14 protein-coding genes are annotated in these 14,590 nt (G+C 50.0%); 8 read left to right on the forward strand and 6 right to left on the reverse strand.

Annotation, left to right across the window (positions count from 1 at the left end):
* Nucleotides 1-301 precede the first annotated feature (301 nt).
* The 5 genes from AC1S52_RS15535 (at nt 302) to AC1S52_RS15555 (ending at nt 5,376) form a co-directional block, all read left to right on the forward strand.
* Nucleotides 302-1,012 carry a 2OG-Fe dioxygenase family protein gene (locus AC1S52_RS15535; protein ID WP_482029934.1) on the forward strand — a complete coding sequence of 237 codons (711 nt, stop codon included), beginning with the start codon at nt 302-304 and terminating at the stop codon, nt 1,010-1,012.
* 41 nt (nt 1,013-1,053) lie between these two features.
* Nucleotides 1,054-2,322, forward strand: a complete 1,269-nt coding sequence (locus AC1S52_RS15540; protein ID WP_482029935.1) for a cysteine desulfurase-like protein — start codon at nt 1,054-1,056, stop codon at nt 2,320-2,322.
* 11 nt (nt 2,323-2,333) lie between these two features.
* The gene (locus AC1S52_RS15545; RefSeq protein WP_482029936.1) at nt 2,334-3,293 is read left to right on the forward strand and encodes an NAD-dependent epimerase/dehydratase family protein; all 960 of its coding nucleotides are present in this window, start codon (nt 2,334-2,336) and stop codon (nt 3,291-3,293) included.
* A 151-nt stretch (nt 3,294-3,444) separates the two neighbouring features.
* On the forward strand, nt 3,445-4,632 hold the full coding sequence (gene kbl / locus AC1S52_RS15550; RefSeq protein ID WP_482029937.1) for a glycine C-acetyltransferase: 1,188 nt from the start codon (nt 3,445-3,447) through the stop codon (nt 4,630-4,632).
* A 294-nt stretch (nt 4,633-4,926) separates the two neighbouring features.
* Nucleotides 4,927-5,376, forward strand: coding sequence for an SRPBCC family protein (locus AC1S52_RS15555; protein ID WP_482029938.1), 450 nt, complete (start codon nt 4,927-4,929; stop codon nt 5,374-5,376).
* Nucleotides 5,377-5,564: 188 nt separating this feature from the next.
* Here the strand turns inward: AC1S52_RS15555 and AC1S52_RS15560 are convergent, their stop codons facing one another.
* Nucleotides 5,565-5,969 carry a hypothetical protein gene (locus AC1S52_RS15560; protein WP_482029939.1) on the reverse strand — a complete coding sequence of 135 codons (405 nt, stop codon included), beginning with the start codon at nt 5,967-5,969 and terminating at the stop codon, nt 5,565-5,567.
* A gap of 116 nt (nt 5,970-6,085) precedes the next feature.
* Between AC1S52_RS15560 and AC1S52_RS15565 the strand changes: the two genes are divergently transcribed.
* Nucleotides 6,086-6,958 carry a class I SAM-dependent methyltransferase gene (locus AC1S52_RS15565; RefSeq protein WP_482029940.1) on the forward strand — a complete coding sequence of 291 codons (873 nt, stop codon included), beginning with the start codon at nt 6,086-6,088 and terminating at the stop codon, nt 6,956-6,958.
* 113 nt (nt 6,959-7,071) lie between these two features.
* Nucleotides 7,072-7,788 carry an HAD family hydrolase gene (locus AC1S52_RS15570; RefSeq protein ID WP_482029941.1) on the forward strand — a complete coding sequence of 239 codons (717 nt, stop codon included), beginning with the start codon at nt 7,072-7,074 and terminating at the stop codon, nt 7,786-7,788.
* Nucleotides 7,789-7,892: 104 nt separating this feature from the next.
* Here AC1S52_RS15570 and AC1S52_RS15575 read toward each other — a convergent pair whose 3' ends face one another.
* The 3 genes from AC1S52_RS15575 to AC1S52_RS15585 form a co-directional block, all read right to left on the reverse strand.
* A complete protein-coding gene (locus tag AC1S52_RS15575) occupies nt 7,893-8,453 on the reverse strand; it encodes a sugar O-acetyltransferase (protein WP_482029942.1) in 561 nt (186 codons plus the stop codon).
* A gap of 393 nt (nt 8,454-8,846) precedes the next feature.
* On the reverse strand, nt 8,847-9,368 hold the full coding sequence (locus tag AC1S52_RS15580) for a tetratricopeptide repeat protein (protein ID WP_482029943.1): 522 nt from the start codon (nt 9,366-9,368) through the stop codon (nt 8,847-8,849).
* Nucleotides 9,369-9,554: 186 nt separating this feature from the next.
* Nucleotides 9,555-9,734 (reverse strand): hypothetical protein, encoded by a 180-nt coding sequence (locus AC1S52_RS15585; RefSeq protein WP_482029944.1) that lies wholly within the window; start codon nt 9,732-9,734, stop codon nt 9,555-9,557.
* Between the two features lie 20 nt (nt 9,735-9,754).
* Between AC1S52_RS15585 and AC1S52_RS15590 the strand changes: the two genes are divergently transcribed.
* The gene (locus AC1S52_RS15590; RefSeq protein WP_482029945.1) at nt 9,755-10,939 is read left to right on the forward strand and encodes an NAD(P)/FAD-dependent oxidoreductase; all 1,185 of its coding nucleotides are present in this window, start codon (nt 9,755-9,757) and stop codon (nt 10,937-10,939) included.
* A 51-nt stretch (nt 10,940-10,990) separates the two neighbouring features.
* Here AC1S52_RS15590 and AC1S52_RS15595 read toward each other — a convergent pair whose 3' ends face one another.
* Both AC1S52_RS15595 and AC1S52_RS15600 read right to left on the reverse strand, forming a co-directional pair.
* Nucleotides 10,991-12,883, reverse strand: coding sequence for an iron uptake porin (locus AC1S52_RS15595; RefSeq protein ID WP_482029946.1), 1,893 nt, complete (start codon nt 12,881-12,883; stop codon nt 10,991-10,993).
* 282 nt (nt 12,884-13,165) lie between these two features.
* Nucleotides 13,166-14,524: a histidine kinase gene (locus tag AC1S52_RS15600; RefSeq protein ID WP_482029947.1), complete on the reverse strand. Its 1,359-nt coding sequence runs from the start codon at nt 14,522-14,524 to the stop codon at nt 13,166-13,168.
* Nucleotides 14,525-14,590 lie beyond the last annotated feature (66 nt).

Here is a 14,590-nt window from a genome sequence, read left to right on the forward strand (position 1 = left end):
TCTATTGAACTCAGGCATTGCTTATTCCTGGCAGTCAATGAGTGCAAAGTAAATCGTGTTAGGGCATTGTTGTGACTGTGTTGTTTGTTGTAATCCTTTTGGTGGAAAGGCTTTGGGGAAATGATTCTCATCTATATCGTCCTCAAAACCTAAATTCCAGAACGATCCAAATTCCAGAACAATATGGATGAGGTGGTATTTCCAGGTTTTGCTGTTGCAACGATACAGCGTTTCATGCTGCTTCCCATGATTTGAGTGAACACCTAGCTGATTTGAGATCAGCAATTACTATTTTTTGCTGATGTCGATTCAAACTGAGGAAATTAAAAATATGCTGAATTTATTTAAGCCAAAAGAGTTGAACTGTCTGGCTAGTTATGTTTTGGAAATGTTGACTGAGATTCAACTTGAACCGTTCAAGCAATTTTTTGATCATCTTCCAGCAGATCCCTATTTGGCAGGTAATTACCGCTTCCGGCGGCTCTCTCATTTCCGGATTGAGGGCGATCGCTTAATCACCCTTCCCCATCGGCGTTTATTTCAGTCAAGAGATTACAATCCGCTGTTAGGCGATGTTGCTAGAGAATACGAAGAATTAGAGGACGGTTTGATTGAATTGGAAGACTTTCAAAAAGTAGTTTGGGAATTTTTCCAGTTCTGCCAGCTATGTACCGATCGCAACGAAGTCGCTGTTCACCAGATCAGGACAACCGCAACCTCTCAACAGATTGGTAATCCTGCACCGGAAGGCGTTCACCGGGATGGAGTCGATCTGGTAGGTATTTTTTCTGTCTACCGGGAAGGCATTGAAGGAGGTGAAACCCATCTTTATAAAGATAAGCAGGGCAAGCCCGCGATTAGCAAAGTGCTCCATCCCGGTGAGTTCTTAGTGTTTAAGGACGATCAGTATTTCCACTACACATCTCCCGTGGGCGCAAGTACATCTGATCTGGGAGTTCGGGATGTGTTTGTGTTTACCTGCCCTGGGTTGTTCCCGCCAGAGGAAGGTTAGAAGACAGGAGAGTTCACTCTGCCCACTGAGAGGAGATTGCTATGCATGCGCTTGACCTTGGCTGGATTCGCAGCCAGTTTCCGGCATTGGCTCAGTCTGTGGACGGTCAGCCGGTTACTTTTCTGGATGGACCGGGTGGAACCCAGGTGCCAGGAACGGTGGTGGAGGCTATGAGCCATTACCTGCTTTACTCCAATGCAAATGCGCATGGAGCCTTTTCAACCAGTCAGCAAACTGATGCTCTGGTAACCTCAGCCCGACAGTCGGTCGCTGACTTGTTAGGCTGTGAACCGGATGAGGTGGTGTTTGGGGCGAACATGACGACCCTCACCTTTGCCATCAGTCGTGCCATTGGGCGGGAACTGCATCCCGGCGATGAAATCATCGTCACGAAACTCGACCACGATGCCAATGTTGCTTCCTGGAAGGCGTTAGAAGCTCAGGGTGTGATTGTTCGGGCGATCGACCTCCATTGGGAAGACTGCACCCTGGATCTGGTTCATCTGGAGCAGTTGTTGAATGCACGAACCCGGTTAGTCGCGGTGGGCTATGCCTCTAATGCGGTTGGCACCATTAATGACCTGGCAACCATTACTCAAATGGCACACCAGGTAGGGGCGATGGTGTTTGTCGATGCCGTTCACTACGCCCCTCATGGGGTGATGGATGTGCGATCGCTGGACTGTGACTTTCTCGCCTGCTCTGCTTACAAATTCTTCGGTCCCCATGTGGGCATTCTCTACGGCAAGCGCGAGCATTTAGCGCGGTTCCGTCCCTACAAACCGCGTCCAGCCCCGGACGACGTACCTTTCCGTTGGGAGTTGGGCACGCAGAATTACGAAGGCATCGCAGGCTTAATTGCAACGATCCATTACCTGACTCAACTGGGTCAGGGAGTTTCTCCATCTGCCCAGGGTCGTCGAGAAGCCCTGTTAGCGGCTTTAACGGCCGTTCAGTCCTATGAGCAGACCTTGAGCCGGGTGTTAATGGCGGGTTTGCTGGAAAATCCCGGTGTGAAGGTGTATGGCATCACTGACCCCGATCGCCTCCACTGGCGTACTCCTACCGTAGGCATTCGGATTGAGGGCTATACTCCCCACGAGGCAGCTAAGGAACTGGGCGATCGCGGCATTTATGCCTGGAACGGCAACTTCTATGCAGTGAATCTGACCGAAGCTCTAGGCATTGAATCCAGCGGTGGATTGCTGCGACTCGGTCTGGTTCACTACAACACCGTTGAAGAGATTCACCGTCTGTTGAACGTGCTGGATGAATTGGTCGGGATGAAGAAACTGGTGAATGTTCTTTAGGACTGACAGAAATGAACAAAATTTTGGTGACGGGAGCCAGAGGTCAACTGGGAAGTGACCTGGTATTAGCTTTGCGTCAGCGCTATGGAGCAGATCAGGTGATTGAAAGTGGACGTTCTCCGCCATCAAAAACCAACGGTTCGCATTATGAAGTTCTGGATGTCACAGACCAGACACACCTGCAAGCCCTGGTTAAGGATTATCAAATTGACACGATTTATCATCTGGCAAGTCTGCTGTCAGCGAGGGGAGAGCAATATCCTGATCAGTGCTGGGACATTAATATCAACGGACTGAGAAATGTCCTGGAAATCGCAAAAGCCTTTACCATTAAAGTATTCTTCCCCAGTTCGATCGCGGTTTTTGGACCACACACACCCAAACTGGAAACCCCCCAGATCACGATCGAAGATCCGTGTACGATGTATGGCATTACAAAAGTGACTGGAGAACTGCTCTGTCATTATTACGCTCATCGTTGGGGAGTCGATGTTCGCAGCCTACGCTTACCCGGAATCATCAGCTACCATACTCCACCGGGCGGCGGTACCACCGACTTTGCCGTTGAGATCTTTCACCATGCACTCAAGTATCAGAGCTACACCTGTTTTGTGCGTCCCGATACTCGGCTGCCCATGATGTATATGCCAGATGCCATTCATGCAATTTTGGGGCTGATGCAAGCCGATCCCACCAGGATCAAAATCCGCTCTAGCTATAACGTTGCAGCCGTCAGCTTTTCAGCCGAAGAACTCGCGACGGAAATTCAGAAACATTTACCGGCGTTCACCTGTAATTACATGCCCGATTTTCGGCAGGCGATCGCAGACTCGTGGCCCTCCATCATTGACGACTCCAGAGCACGGGCAGATTGGGGTTGGAACCATCAATACGAGATGGCTGACATGGTTGCAGATATGTTGACGAAATTGAGGCAGGGGAAGGGGGAGAAGTTGAAAGTTGAAAGTTGAGAGTTGAAAGTTGAAAGTCAAAGATGATTTCGTCGGGATTAGACCTCCGAAGTTTTGAAAACCTCGGAGGTCTGGAGGCTCCACTAACAACTAACAGTTCCCCTTTGCCCCCTGCCTGCCCCGCTTCACTTCACTCCTCCCGGAGGCAACCATGCTTACCAAGACACCTTCTGTTTTCAAACCTATTCTGGAAGAGATTCGCCAATTGGGTTTAGCCAAAACCGAGCGGGTTCTGGCATCTCCCCAGGATGCCGAGATTCGGCTTCAGACCGGGCAGGAAGTGATTAATTTCTGCGCCAACAATTACCTGGGGCTTGCCAACCACCCAGAGGTGCTTGCGGCTGCCCAGGAAGGCATTGCCCGCTATGGGTTTGGGTTGTCTTCTGTCCGGTTTATCTGTGGTACCCAAACGATCCATAAAGAATTGGAGGCAAAGATAGCCGAGTTTTTGGGTACCGAAGATGCCATTCTATACACCTCCTGTTTTGATGCGAATGCAGGTTTATTTGAAACCTTGCTGGATGCGGACTGTGCCGTGATGAGTGACTCGCTGAATCATGCCAGCATCATTGATGGCATTCGTTTATGTAAGGCAAAACGTTATCGATTTGCCCACAATGACATGCAGGAGTTGGAACATGCGCTCCAGGAGTCCCAACCGGCAAGAATTCGGCTGATTGCGACGGATGGCGTTTTCAGTATGGATGGTTCGATCGCTAACCTGAAGCATATCTGTGACCTGGCTGAAAAATACAACGCCCTTGTGATGGTGGATGACAGCCATGCAACAGGGGTTTTAGGACAAACAGGACGGGGTTCCGTTGAGCATTGGGGCGTTATGGGACGAGTGGATATCCTGACCAGCACCTTAGGCAAAGCGCTGGGAGGGGCATCGGGTGGTTTTACCGCTGCCCGCCAGGAAATTGTGGATCTGTTGCGGCAGCGATCGCGCCCTTACCTGTTTTCCAATACTCTGGCACCCGCGATCGTCTACACCAGCCTTAAAGTGCTGGACATACTGAGTAAAACTCAGAATTTGCGTAGTCGCTTAATGGGCAGCACCCGCTACTTTCGTCAACAAATCGGCGATCGTGGCTTTGAAATCAAACCAGGTATTCATCCGATTGTGCCAATCATGCTCTATGATGCTCAGTTGGCAACCGATATGGCACGAGATTTGTTAGAAGAAGGCATTTATGTGATTGGATTCAGTTACCCTGTGGTGCCCCAGGGACTTGCTCGGATTCGCGTACAAATTTCTGCGGCACATACCCGTGAGCATCTTGATCGGTGTGTCGAAGCATTCAGTCAGATAGGGAAACAATACGGAATTCTTTAGAAACTTCCTGGCACACACGCAGCGGTCATTGCCATTAGTTGCGGAGTGAGCATTGCCGCCCACTCTCCCCTACCCCACGCCTTGCACGATTAAAGTGCAAACCCTTAAAATGTCACTATTGTGGTGATGGGGATGAGGTTGCGCCCTTCGCTTCCGCCACTCCCAGCAGCCTCTTTCTGCTATTTTGTAGCCGGTGAGGACATTCCAGCATGAGAAGGGTTTGGTCGCTCCCTGCCCCTATCTCCTGTAATCTGTATTCCATAATATTCTGTAACCTGCTGCCCTGCCCCTCTTATGTCCGACTGGTTAGAACACACAGTTCAAATTGAAATTGATGCGCCCATCGATCTGGTGTGGAGTTTGTGGGCAGATCTGGAACAAATGCCACGCTGGATGAAGTGGATTGAATCGGTCAAAATTTTGGAAGAAGATCCAGAGCTGTCACGCTGGAAGCTGGCTTCGGGTGGGTTGAACTTTACCTGGGTATCCCGCGAGATCAAACTGATTCAAAACCAGATCTTGCAGTGGGAGTCGGTAGATGGTTTACCAAACCGGGGGGCAATTCGGTTTTACGATCGCGGTGAAGCAGGCAGCATTGTCAAAATGTCGATCGCTTATTCTGCGCCGGGATTTTTGTTTCAATTGATGGATAAGCTGTTTCTGGGGCGAATTGTAGAATCTACCCTCTACGCTGACCTGGAACGGTTTCGTCAGTATGCGTTGCAAGTCAAGGCGCAGGGTTAATACCAGGAATAGATAGTGGAGCTTGGCGTAAATCTGGCTACCGTTCCTGCCACCTGAAACCCTGGGAATAGTTGCTGAATTTACAGCGATTTTCAATTGGTTAAGCCACACGATTCCCTACTCCCCACTCCCCATCTTTGCTGTAGTCTACGCATCTAAAAACTGCTGTAAGTCATGGAGTACTAGGGTTAAATTCCTGCCTCATTAAACAACTGTTGCAAACATTCGGCGGTCCGACGGGGGTACCCCAACTTCAGCAAACGGTTGATTGAGTAGGGATTGAGCATATGGCTCTCCACGCGATCGCCATCCACTAAAATCGCCATTGGGGTTATTGTTCCCGCAGCTTTGTTATACCAGCCTGCCATGCCATACCGACCCATCATGACCAGATTATAAGCTCCGTCTTCCCCTTTGGGCTTGTATTTCTGATGAATCCTAGCGCGAATCCTCTCGGACCGCTGGGGGCTTAACATCGCTTCTTTCAAAGTCGGGCAGTCGGCTCGGAATGGTTGAGCAATAGCCATTTGCCAGGAGCATGTTACCAGAATGCCGAGACTAATCGCTAAAACCAGGGTGCATCGGTTTGTCATAATTATTTTATCCAAAAAGCCAAATGTTCACCCAGCTTTCCCAACCCAGGATAAGAGCAGCCACAGTACACTAAGAGTCAGGAGACAGAAAATCAGACCCATTCTCGAAAGACGCTATGGCAGTTCGCAAAGACACTATCTTTGAGCAATTCCTCGCTCCTTTCGTCAAAACCTTTTTAATCGATAAGGATGGATTGCGGCGCTTTTATGAAAGTATCGATTGGGATACTGCCAGCGATCGCCTCCGCAACCCCACCCTCACCTATCCCGAATATTACTCCAGCCAGAATTTTCACAGCATTGAGGGGGGCTATCTCAGTGTCGAAGCAGCGGTCTCCTATGACCCGATTACGCAGTATGCCCTGCCACCTGGGGAGCCACTGGTTCGTCAGGCGTTGCTTGATGCGATTCAGACCCAACCGCGTCGGATTCTGGATCTGGGTTGCGGCACAGGCTCAACTAGTTTGATGCTGAAACGCGCCTTTCCCTACTCTGAGGTGATTGGACTCGACCTGTCCCCTTATATGCTGGTTGTCGCAGACTATAAAGCAAAAAAAGATCGGCTCAACATTCAGTGGCGGCATGGCAATGCCGAAAAGACTGGGTTTCCCGATGCCTCCTTTGACCTGATCACGGTTTCGCTGGTCTTTCATGAAACCCCCCCGGCGATCGCCCGCAAAATTCTGCGGGAATGCTACCGGCTGTTAACGGTCGGAGGAGAAATCATTGTCCTGGATGGCAACCAGAAGGTACTGCGCCAAACTGAATGGTTAACCCAGATTTTTGAAGAACCCTACATTCAGGGATATGCATCGGAAAGTGTGGATGCCTGGATGGGGGCAGCCGGTTTTCGATCTGTACGGACTCAAGACGTGTGGTTGGTTCATCAGGTCACTCGCGGAGTGAAACCTCTAGCTCATCAGCTAACGGAGACCGAACTGTTTGCCGATGTAGAAGCGATTGATAGCAGGCGGTGGGCAATGGGGTAGCAATGGTTATCCGTTATGGGTTATGAGTTAGGAGAGTGGTGAGTGGTTGGTGATGGGTGACCAGGGTTTCCAACAATTAGCCACTCGTAACTGTCCATCCATTCCCTTGCTGTATGTCCCTCAAGGCTGTCCTGTTCGATTTCAATGGTGTCATCATCAACGACGAGCCAATTCATGAGAAACTGCTGAACCAGCTTTTGGTTGAAGAAAATATGCGTCCAAAGCCCGGAGAGTTTCGTCAGGTTTGCCTGGGAAGAAACGATCGCGCCTGCCTGACGGAACTTTTTAACAACCGGGGACGAATTGTTAATGATGCTTTGCTGGAGGAATTAATTGCTCGCAAAGCTAGACTTTATCTGCAAGAACTGGCAACCCTGGAAAGGTTTCCACTCTATCCGGGGTTAGATGACTTTATTTTTAATCTGCGGGCAGCTAAGGTCAAGCTGGCAGTGGTGAGTGGTGCCATCCGGTCTGAAATTGAACTGGTGCTGCAACGGGCAGGACTGAGTGAATTTTTTTCAGTCATTGTCTCTGGCGATGAGGGGATTCCTAGCAAACCCGAACCAGACATCTATTTAAAGGCGATCGATCGCCTGAACCAGAAATTTCCTGGGCTGAATCTGAAGCCTCAGGAGAGTCTGGCAATTGAAGACACTTTTTCTGGGATTGAAGCGGCAAAACGAGCAGGTATTCCTGTGGTTGGGGTTGCTAATAGTTATCCTTACCACATGCTGCAACGCCGCGCCAATTGGACGGTTGATTACATTTCTGACCTGGAACTGGATCGAGTCCAGCAGGTGCTTGCAGGGGTTTCTAGGAAGGTTGGGTAGATAAGGGGGAGATTTTGGTCATTAGTCAGTGGTCATTAGTCAGTGGTCATTAGTCAGTGGTCAGTACTCCCTCTGCCCCTCTTCTCCCCTGCCCCTGCCCCCTGCTACACATTCCGAATCACCCGGCAGGGATTCCCTACTGCAACGACATTAGCGGGAATATGGTTGACAACGACGCTGCCCGCTCCGATCGTGGTGTTGTCACCAATCGTGATGCCTGGACAGAGGATGGCACCACCGCCTATCCAAACATTGTTGCCAATTTTGATCGGTGCTGCCAGTTCTCGCCCGGTCAGGCGTATAGCCGGATCCACGGGATGATAGGCGGTATAAATCTGGACATAGGGAGCGCAGAGAACATCATCGCCGATGTGGACTGTGTTGCAATCCAGAATCACGCAACCGTAGTTCATATAGAAGCGATCGCCGACATAGATGTTGTTGCCGTAATCACAATGAAAGGGAGGCACAACTTGGGGAGCCACTCCTACGCCACCCAGTAGCTCCTGAAGAATTGTTAGTCGCTGTTCCGGTTGATCTACAGTAGTCTGGTTGTAAGTATGAAGGAGCCGCCCTGCCCGTTTATTCTCAACCGCCAACTCTGGATCTGACGCGAGATAGAGTTCGTTCGCCAGCATTTTTTCTTTTTCAGTTTGTTGAGCCATTTCTACCTCGCCTGAATCTCAAAAATTTGAACTGCTATAGCAATTCTCGTTTACAGCGATTTTTTAGACGAGCGCCACACAGCAAATACATGTGCGTTCGGACGAAACGGAAGATTAATGTGGCATACACAATTGAAAATTGCTGTAACTGAGGTAAAGCTTGTTAAGCCAGGGTATAGGGTGTGGAGTGTACTTCATACAAGTGAAAACGGCTACATGTATAGCAGGTGTCAGGTGTTAGATGTCAGGTGTAGGTGTTAGGGGGAAAGAATAGGGGAATAAGGTTTGGCGTTGTCTCCGCTGTTCTAATTCTGATGGCTACGACTATAACAGTGAAAAGGGATAGGGCAAAACCCTATCCCCTGCTATAAGAATAGATGCGATCGCTGATGTTCAGGTTGCGTTGAGATGCCACTTAACGCTTCGCAGCAGGTTCCCTATGGTTTGCCAGACTGACTGCTGCTTTTTGCCAAGGGCAACATCATAACTGGCATAGGCTTCCTGATACCGCTCCAACCGTTGTAAGGCGGCACCCCGAAAAACCCAGGCTTCGTTATGCCGTGGATTAATCTCCAATGCTTTTTCACAACTTTGCAGTGCTTCTTCTGGCTGTTGCAAATAAATCAGCATCACCCCTCGAATCGTCCAGGCAGCATAGAAGTCAGGGTTAATCTCGATCGCCCGCTCAAAGCTGGATAGGGCTTCCTGATAACGCTCCAGATGTGCCAGAGCATCTCCCCGGTTATACCAAGCGATCGCGCTAGTGGGCTGGGCTTCAACGATTTGGCTGAAGACGAGAACGGCTGCTTCATAGCGCTGTTCGCTCATCAGGGTTTCACCATATCCAAAGGTGAGTCGATTCAGCCTTATTTCATTCTTTAACGGACGCGCAAACTCAATGTGGGTATTCTTCATAACAGGTTGTGGCGGTTCAATTCAATTTTTGTTGTCAGCCTACGACGACTTACGGTAATAAAAATGACTCTGGTAGCGCGACCCATAAAAATTATTTTCTTCCTTAATCTTAGAAAGGTGACTCAAGCAAAACTATCGAGGAATCGCTGAGATCAAAGCAAATTCAGGGCTGAAAACTGTAAAGTTTTAAATCGCTTTTGGGGAAAAGCTTAAATGGATAGGGGCGGCAGGGGTGTGGTTGGCTTTGCTCTTGCTTATTAAAGATAAATGGATCACTGTGTTGATGGGCTGTGTGAGGTAAATTACAGAGGCGATCGCCTCATGTCTGAGACAGGCAACGACGAAAAAATCATCAGATTTTGTCACTTCTATTTGTTAGTCCGCCAATGAAACTCTTTGACTGGATTGTTGTAGGAGCAGGAATTACGGGTGCTTCACTGAGCTATGAATTAGCCAAACAGGGCTTTTCAGTGCTATTGCTGGAGCGTAACGATGGGTTGCGGGGTTCAACCCGGTTTGGCTATGGTGGCTTGGCTTACTGGTCTGGTACAACGGAGCTGACCCGTCAGATCTGTGCAGAAGGTAAGGCAATTCACCAAACGCTATCGGAGGAGTTAGAAGCAGATACCCAGTTGCGAGAACTGGATCTGGTGTTGACGATCGCCCCCGATGCCGATCCTGAAGTAACTGCCCAATCCTACGCTCATTTTGCAGATCCCCCTCGTCTGGTCAGCGTGGAGGAAGCCTGTGACTTAGAGCCGCTACTCAATCCCCAGGCGATCTCGGGAGCGTTGACCGTGAAGCATGGACATATTGCCCCAGAAGTGACCGCCCATGCTTATACGCAGGCATTCGTTCGACTAGGGGGCAATGTGCAAGTAGCACAGGTAACTGGGCTTCTGCGGAATCAAGCCTTTCAAGTTACTGGAGTAATCTGTAGGGAGGAAACTTACCCCTGTGCCAATGTCGTGATCTGCGCGGGTGCCCTCAGTCGTGCCCTGCTAAAGGAATCAGGCATTCCGCTGCAACTTTATTTCACCCATGCAGAACTGGTGGAAACCCCACCCGTTGAGATTACCCTGCGGACATTGGTGATGCCAGCAGATACCCAACGCTTTCAACTCGAAGCCGATGCCAGTCGGTCAGAGTTGGATAGCCTGTGGGACGAACCCGGTCATGAACCCGCCCCCTATATTCTGGATGCCGGAGCCATTCAGCTTCAAGATGGCACCCTTAGAATCGGACAGGTCAGCCGGGTCCTGACCGATCCCAAAGCTCCCGTTTCTGCCCAAAAAAGTGAAGCAGAAATCCGCGACCGGGTCGGCACTATTCTGCCTGCTCTGGAAAACTTACCCGGTCGCTGGCATCACTGCTTAATTGCATTCAGCCGCGATCGCCTTCCCCTGGTGGGTGCCATTCCTGGAACCCAAGGTGTGCATGTCTTCTCTGGCTTCAGCAACCCCCTGGCGATCGTCCCTGCCCTGGCAAGACGGTTCGCCCAAAATGCTTCGGGAACCCCGGATCAACTGATTGCTCAACTCTCGCCCGGTCGGTTTGGGAAAAGTTGTTAGTTGTTGGTGATTATGAGGATCCTCTAATCACCAACAACTAACAACTAAACCCTAAAAACTAAACTGCGCCCGCACATTCCCCACATAAATGTTGGGATTATTGTCAAAGTTGTTGGCATTGAAGATCACGTAGAATGCCGGAACGAGGGCGATGTTGTTGGTAATGGGAAAAAAGTAGCTGGCTTCCAACTCAGACATGGTGCCGCCGTTGCCTGAACCAGAGGCAAAATACTGGTCCCCCCTCAAAATGTCCATGGGCACCAGGTAGGTGACGACCGCCAAAGCTCCCTTCTTCAACAGATCTGGGAAGCCAACCCCCACCTGGAAGGACTGGCTTCTGACGGTTCCATTAATCGGCTTGAGTCGGGTGGTTGCATAGTTATAGCGCCCAAAGATGCCAAATCCAGGGGTGATTGCCCAATCGAAGTTGACTGAAAACGTGTTGGCATAGGCGTACTTAAGTCCACCAGAAGACACTGAACCAGTCAATGGATCGAACACAGAGAAGCCAGGACCGGCATCCAGATAGCCATAGGGAATCGGTTCACCGATCGCACCTCCCACCTGACCCCCATAAGCCTGAATCCTGGAGTGGTTGTACAGGAAGCGGAGGTTGATTGTATCCGTAGGCGAGAAGGTTAGTTCAGCGGTCGAAGTATTGGTACCGCCAAACAGTCCAAAGTTTGGATTACTGGAGGTGTTGAAACCAAATTGGCTGGGTAAGAACTCCGTGTTTTCACCCAGGTAGGCAGCCGCAAACCGGAACTGTTTACTAATGTTCCATTCAAACACCAGACCCGAACCCCGGTCGATCGCGTTGGTCTGGGTGCTGCCGATGGAGTCGAAGCTGCTGGCACCCGTGAGGAAGAACGTGTAGCGGTTGAAGTCAAAGTGGCGATACCAGTTGACACGGGGACCAACCGTGACCTTCATGGAGTCATTCAACGGAAAGCTATAAAACAAATCGTGGATGACAAAATCGCTGCGACCATTGACTGTTCCTGCGGTCTGGTCGGTAAACGGCACTCCGTAAGAATTGAAGAACCCGGCTGAGGCATACTGGTTTGCAGGAGAAATGCCGTTTCCAGCCGTTAGTTGAGTCACCAACTGGTCTTTGCCCGAGAAGGAAGTATTCAGCGTTAGCCAAGTCAGGAAGCTGAAGGTGATTTCAGGATCGCCTGTTGACAAAACGATGGGAGCACCCGTGAGCGCAGATCGGGCACCCGCAAACCTTGCCTGGGCAGGGGCACCAGGAACCCCTTCATACAAAACATTACGGCTCGCAGTGGCTCCTGTGACATTGAACCATGTCAGTCCACTGAGCTTCGTTGTGGTAGAGAACTGTTGTCTTTCCAGAGTGGTGGTACGGACTTCCAGTTGATCAACCCTGCCTCGCAAAACTGCCAGTTCCGCGGCAAATTCTTCCTGGAGCCTTTGCAATGCCAACAAGTCTTCTTTTCGGACCAGATCACTGGTTGCCGCAGTTATTAGCTCAGTAATCCGATCAAGACAGGCATTGACACCGGCAGCAAACTCATAACGACTCAGGGCACGGTTGCCCCGGTAGGTTCTGTCGGGATAGCCGACAATACAACCGTAGCGTTCTACCAGGGATTGTAAAGCTTGAAATGCCCAGTCCGTTGGTCTAACGTCGGTGAGTTGAGAAACTGAAGTGACCTGATCAACTTCCGTCTCATCCTGGGTAATAGCACTGTCAAAAGTAACACTATCGAAACTGGCAGCGGTTGAAATCTGATCTATTGAAACTGGATCTGATGAGATCTGTAAATTGGGCGTTTCGAGAGATTGTGCAGATTGCTGAACTTCAGCCGCCGCCGATCCAGAGGGCAACAGCCCCGCTGCCATACCCGATACAAAAATTGCTGCCCAAACACCAGCAGGAGCAGTTAGCAACGACTTCCACTTAAAAGTAGTATTAGACATTTTAGACACCGATCCTCACACCGACTTCGAGAGTAAATACCAGATTCACAGGATACTCGACATGCCGATAGGGATATGTAATTTTTGCCACATTCGTAATATTGGAAGCAGCCGAGCCAAGTTATATAGTGTTTCGTAGTCTGCTGAGTCCGCTCCGGCACTCCCCATGCTGTCTTAAATCACGTACCAGCGATTTTTAGATGAGCCAACCACAGTTGAGTGTGGTTGAGGGGATGAGGGGTTGGGGCTGATGCCAGCAAAAACGGCTGTAAACGGGAATTGCTATAGACCCCAACCTCTGAAAACGGGCAATGTAAAGTGGAAACAACTGCCCTGATTTGGAGTGGATTCGACCCAGATCTGACCGTAATGTGCCCGGATAATTCGTTGACATAGGGAAAGCCCGATCCCGTAGCCTTCCTTCTTTTCATCCCGTTCCAGCCGATAGTGGTCTTCAAAAATTCGTTCCCGGTTTTCTTCTGGAATGCCAGGGCCGGTATCACACACACTGATCTGTACTTTCTGAGTTGTGCGATGCAGAATCGATACCGAAATCGTTCCCTGGACAGGAGTATATTTAATCGCATTGTCCAGCAAATTGACAATCACCTGCCGCACCCGCTCCCCATCGGCAAGGACATCGGGGAGGTCGGACGGGATATCTTGTTCAACTCGCTGAGACTTTGCATTGAATCGGTCTCGTAAGTCTTGGATGACTTCCAGGCAAAGATTGCCAATATCCAGTTTTTGGGGCTGAATCCGCAGTTCAGAACTGGCACCTCGAGCTGCCTGGAGAATATCGGTAATCATCCGATCGATCGCCCGGGCTTGAGTCCGGGCATGTTTTAAGAGTTGTGCCGTTAAGGCAGGAGTCATTCGAGATGACCAACCTTCTTCAGGGTCATGCCCCATTTCTAAGGTTTCCAGGGCGATCGAGGTTGCAGTAAGAGGGTTTCGTAAATCATGAGCCAGCATTCCTAAAATCTGATCTTTAAATTGAAGCTGGTGTTCCAGTTCTTCTTTTTCCCGCTTAAGCCGAAAAACTTCGTCCGAAAGCTCAATTAGTTCAGCCGATCGGGCGATTGAACTGATCATTTTGTGAATTGTGGAAGTTCCAGAAGCTCCCAATGGGGTTTCAGTCTGGCTTGTGGCATGCTCTTCCTCTGAAGTGGCAGTTTTGAAAGGTATAGAAGGATCAGGCTGGGCAGTATCAGGCTGGTCAAGATCAGGTTGGGCAACCAATGGCAGTTGCTCTGAAGTGGAAGTCGTGTTGTCTTCTGCTAGCGGTTCTAACGGCTCTAGTGAATAACCCAGATCTTCCAGATAGTCTTCTACGGAACGTTGCCAGTAAGTCCACCAGTGCTGCAACTGCTCAATTAAGTTGCTGCCTGCCAGAGTTTGTCGAGGTTCTGGATGGATTTTGATCAGGGTCGGTGTGGCGATCAGTTTGAAATGCTCCGCCAGGTAGGGTTGCTCTCCAACATCTACTACCTGAAGCTCAAAGGGGTATTCTGCCCTCAGATCTTTGAGCGTTTCGCGCACATGGCGAATTTGCTCCCGCGAACTGGGGCGTTTATCGACGAACAGGAGAAGTTGTAAAGGCATTTCGGCATCAGCGGACTTTTCAGGAAATGCCTGCATGTCACCAGTTTCCAAAACTGAGTATGAATGAGCCAGGGGCAATTTGGTTCAAATACCTGGTCAACA

It is taken from the genome of Kovacikia sp. CALU 1929, assembly GCF_056784235.1.

Bases quoted from the DNA above. Each gene is read 5' to 3' on its own strand.
- AC1S52_RS15545 (WP_482029936.1), top strand. From the start codon at position 2,334: ATGAACAAAATTTTGGTGACGGGAGCCAGAGGTCAACTGGGAAGTGAC.
- AC1S52_RS15540 (WP_482029935.1), top strand. From the start codon at position 1,054: ATGCATGCGCTTGACCTTGGCTGGATTCGCAGCCAGTTTCCGGCATTG.
- AC1S52_RS15600 (WP_482029947.1), bottom strand. From the start codon at position 14,524: ATGCAGGCATTTCCTGAAAAGTCCGCTGATGCCGAAATGCCTTTACAA.
- AC1S52_RS15595 (WP_482029946.1), bottom strand. From the start codon at position 12,883: ATGTCTAATACTACTTTTAAGTGGAAGTCGTTGCTAACTGCTCCTGCT.
- AC1S52_RS15580 (WP_482029943.1), bottom strand. From the start codon at position 9,368: ATGAAGAATACCCACATTGAGTTTGCGCGTCCGTTAAAGAATGAAATA.
- AC1S52_RS15570 (WP_482029941.1), top strand. From the start codon at position 7,072: ATGTCCCTCAAGGCTGTCCTGTTCGATTTCAATGGTGTCATCATCAAC.
- AC1S52_RS15565 (WP_482029940.1), top strand. From the start codon at position 6,086: ATGGCAGTTCGCAAAGACACTATCTTTGAGCAATTCCTCGCTCCTTTC.
- AC1S52_RS15590 (WP_482029945.1), top strand. From the start codon at position 9,755: ATGAAACTCTTTGACTGGATTGTTGTAGGAGCAGGAATTACGGGTGCT.
- AC1S52_RS15575 (WP_482029942.1), bottom strand. From the start codon at position 8,453: ATGGCTCAACAAACTGAAAAAGAAAAAATGCTGGCGAACGAACTCTAT.
- AC1S52_RS15555 (WP_482029938.1), top strand. From the start codon at position 4,927: ATGTCCGACTGGTTAGAACACACAGTTCAAATTGAAATTGATGCGCCC.
- AC1S52_RS15560 (WP_482029939.1), bottom strand. From the start codon at position 5,969: ATGACAAACCGATGCACCCTGGTTTTAGCGATTAGTCTCGGCATTCTG.
- AC1S52_RS15535 (WP_482029934.1), top strand. From the start codon at position 302: ATGTCGATTCAAACTGAGGAAATTAAAAATATGCTGAATTTATTTAAG.
- kbl (WP_482029937.1), top strand. From the start codon at position 3,445: ATGCTTACCAAGACACCTTCTGTTTTCAAACCTATTCTGGAAGAGATT.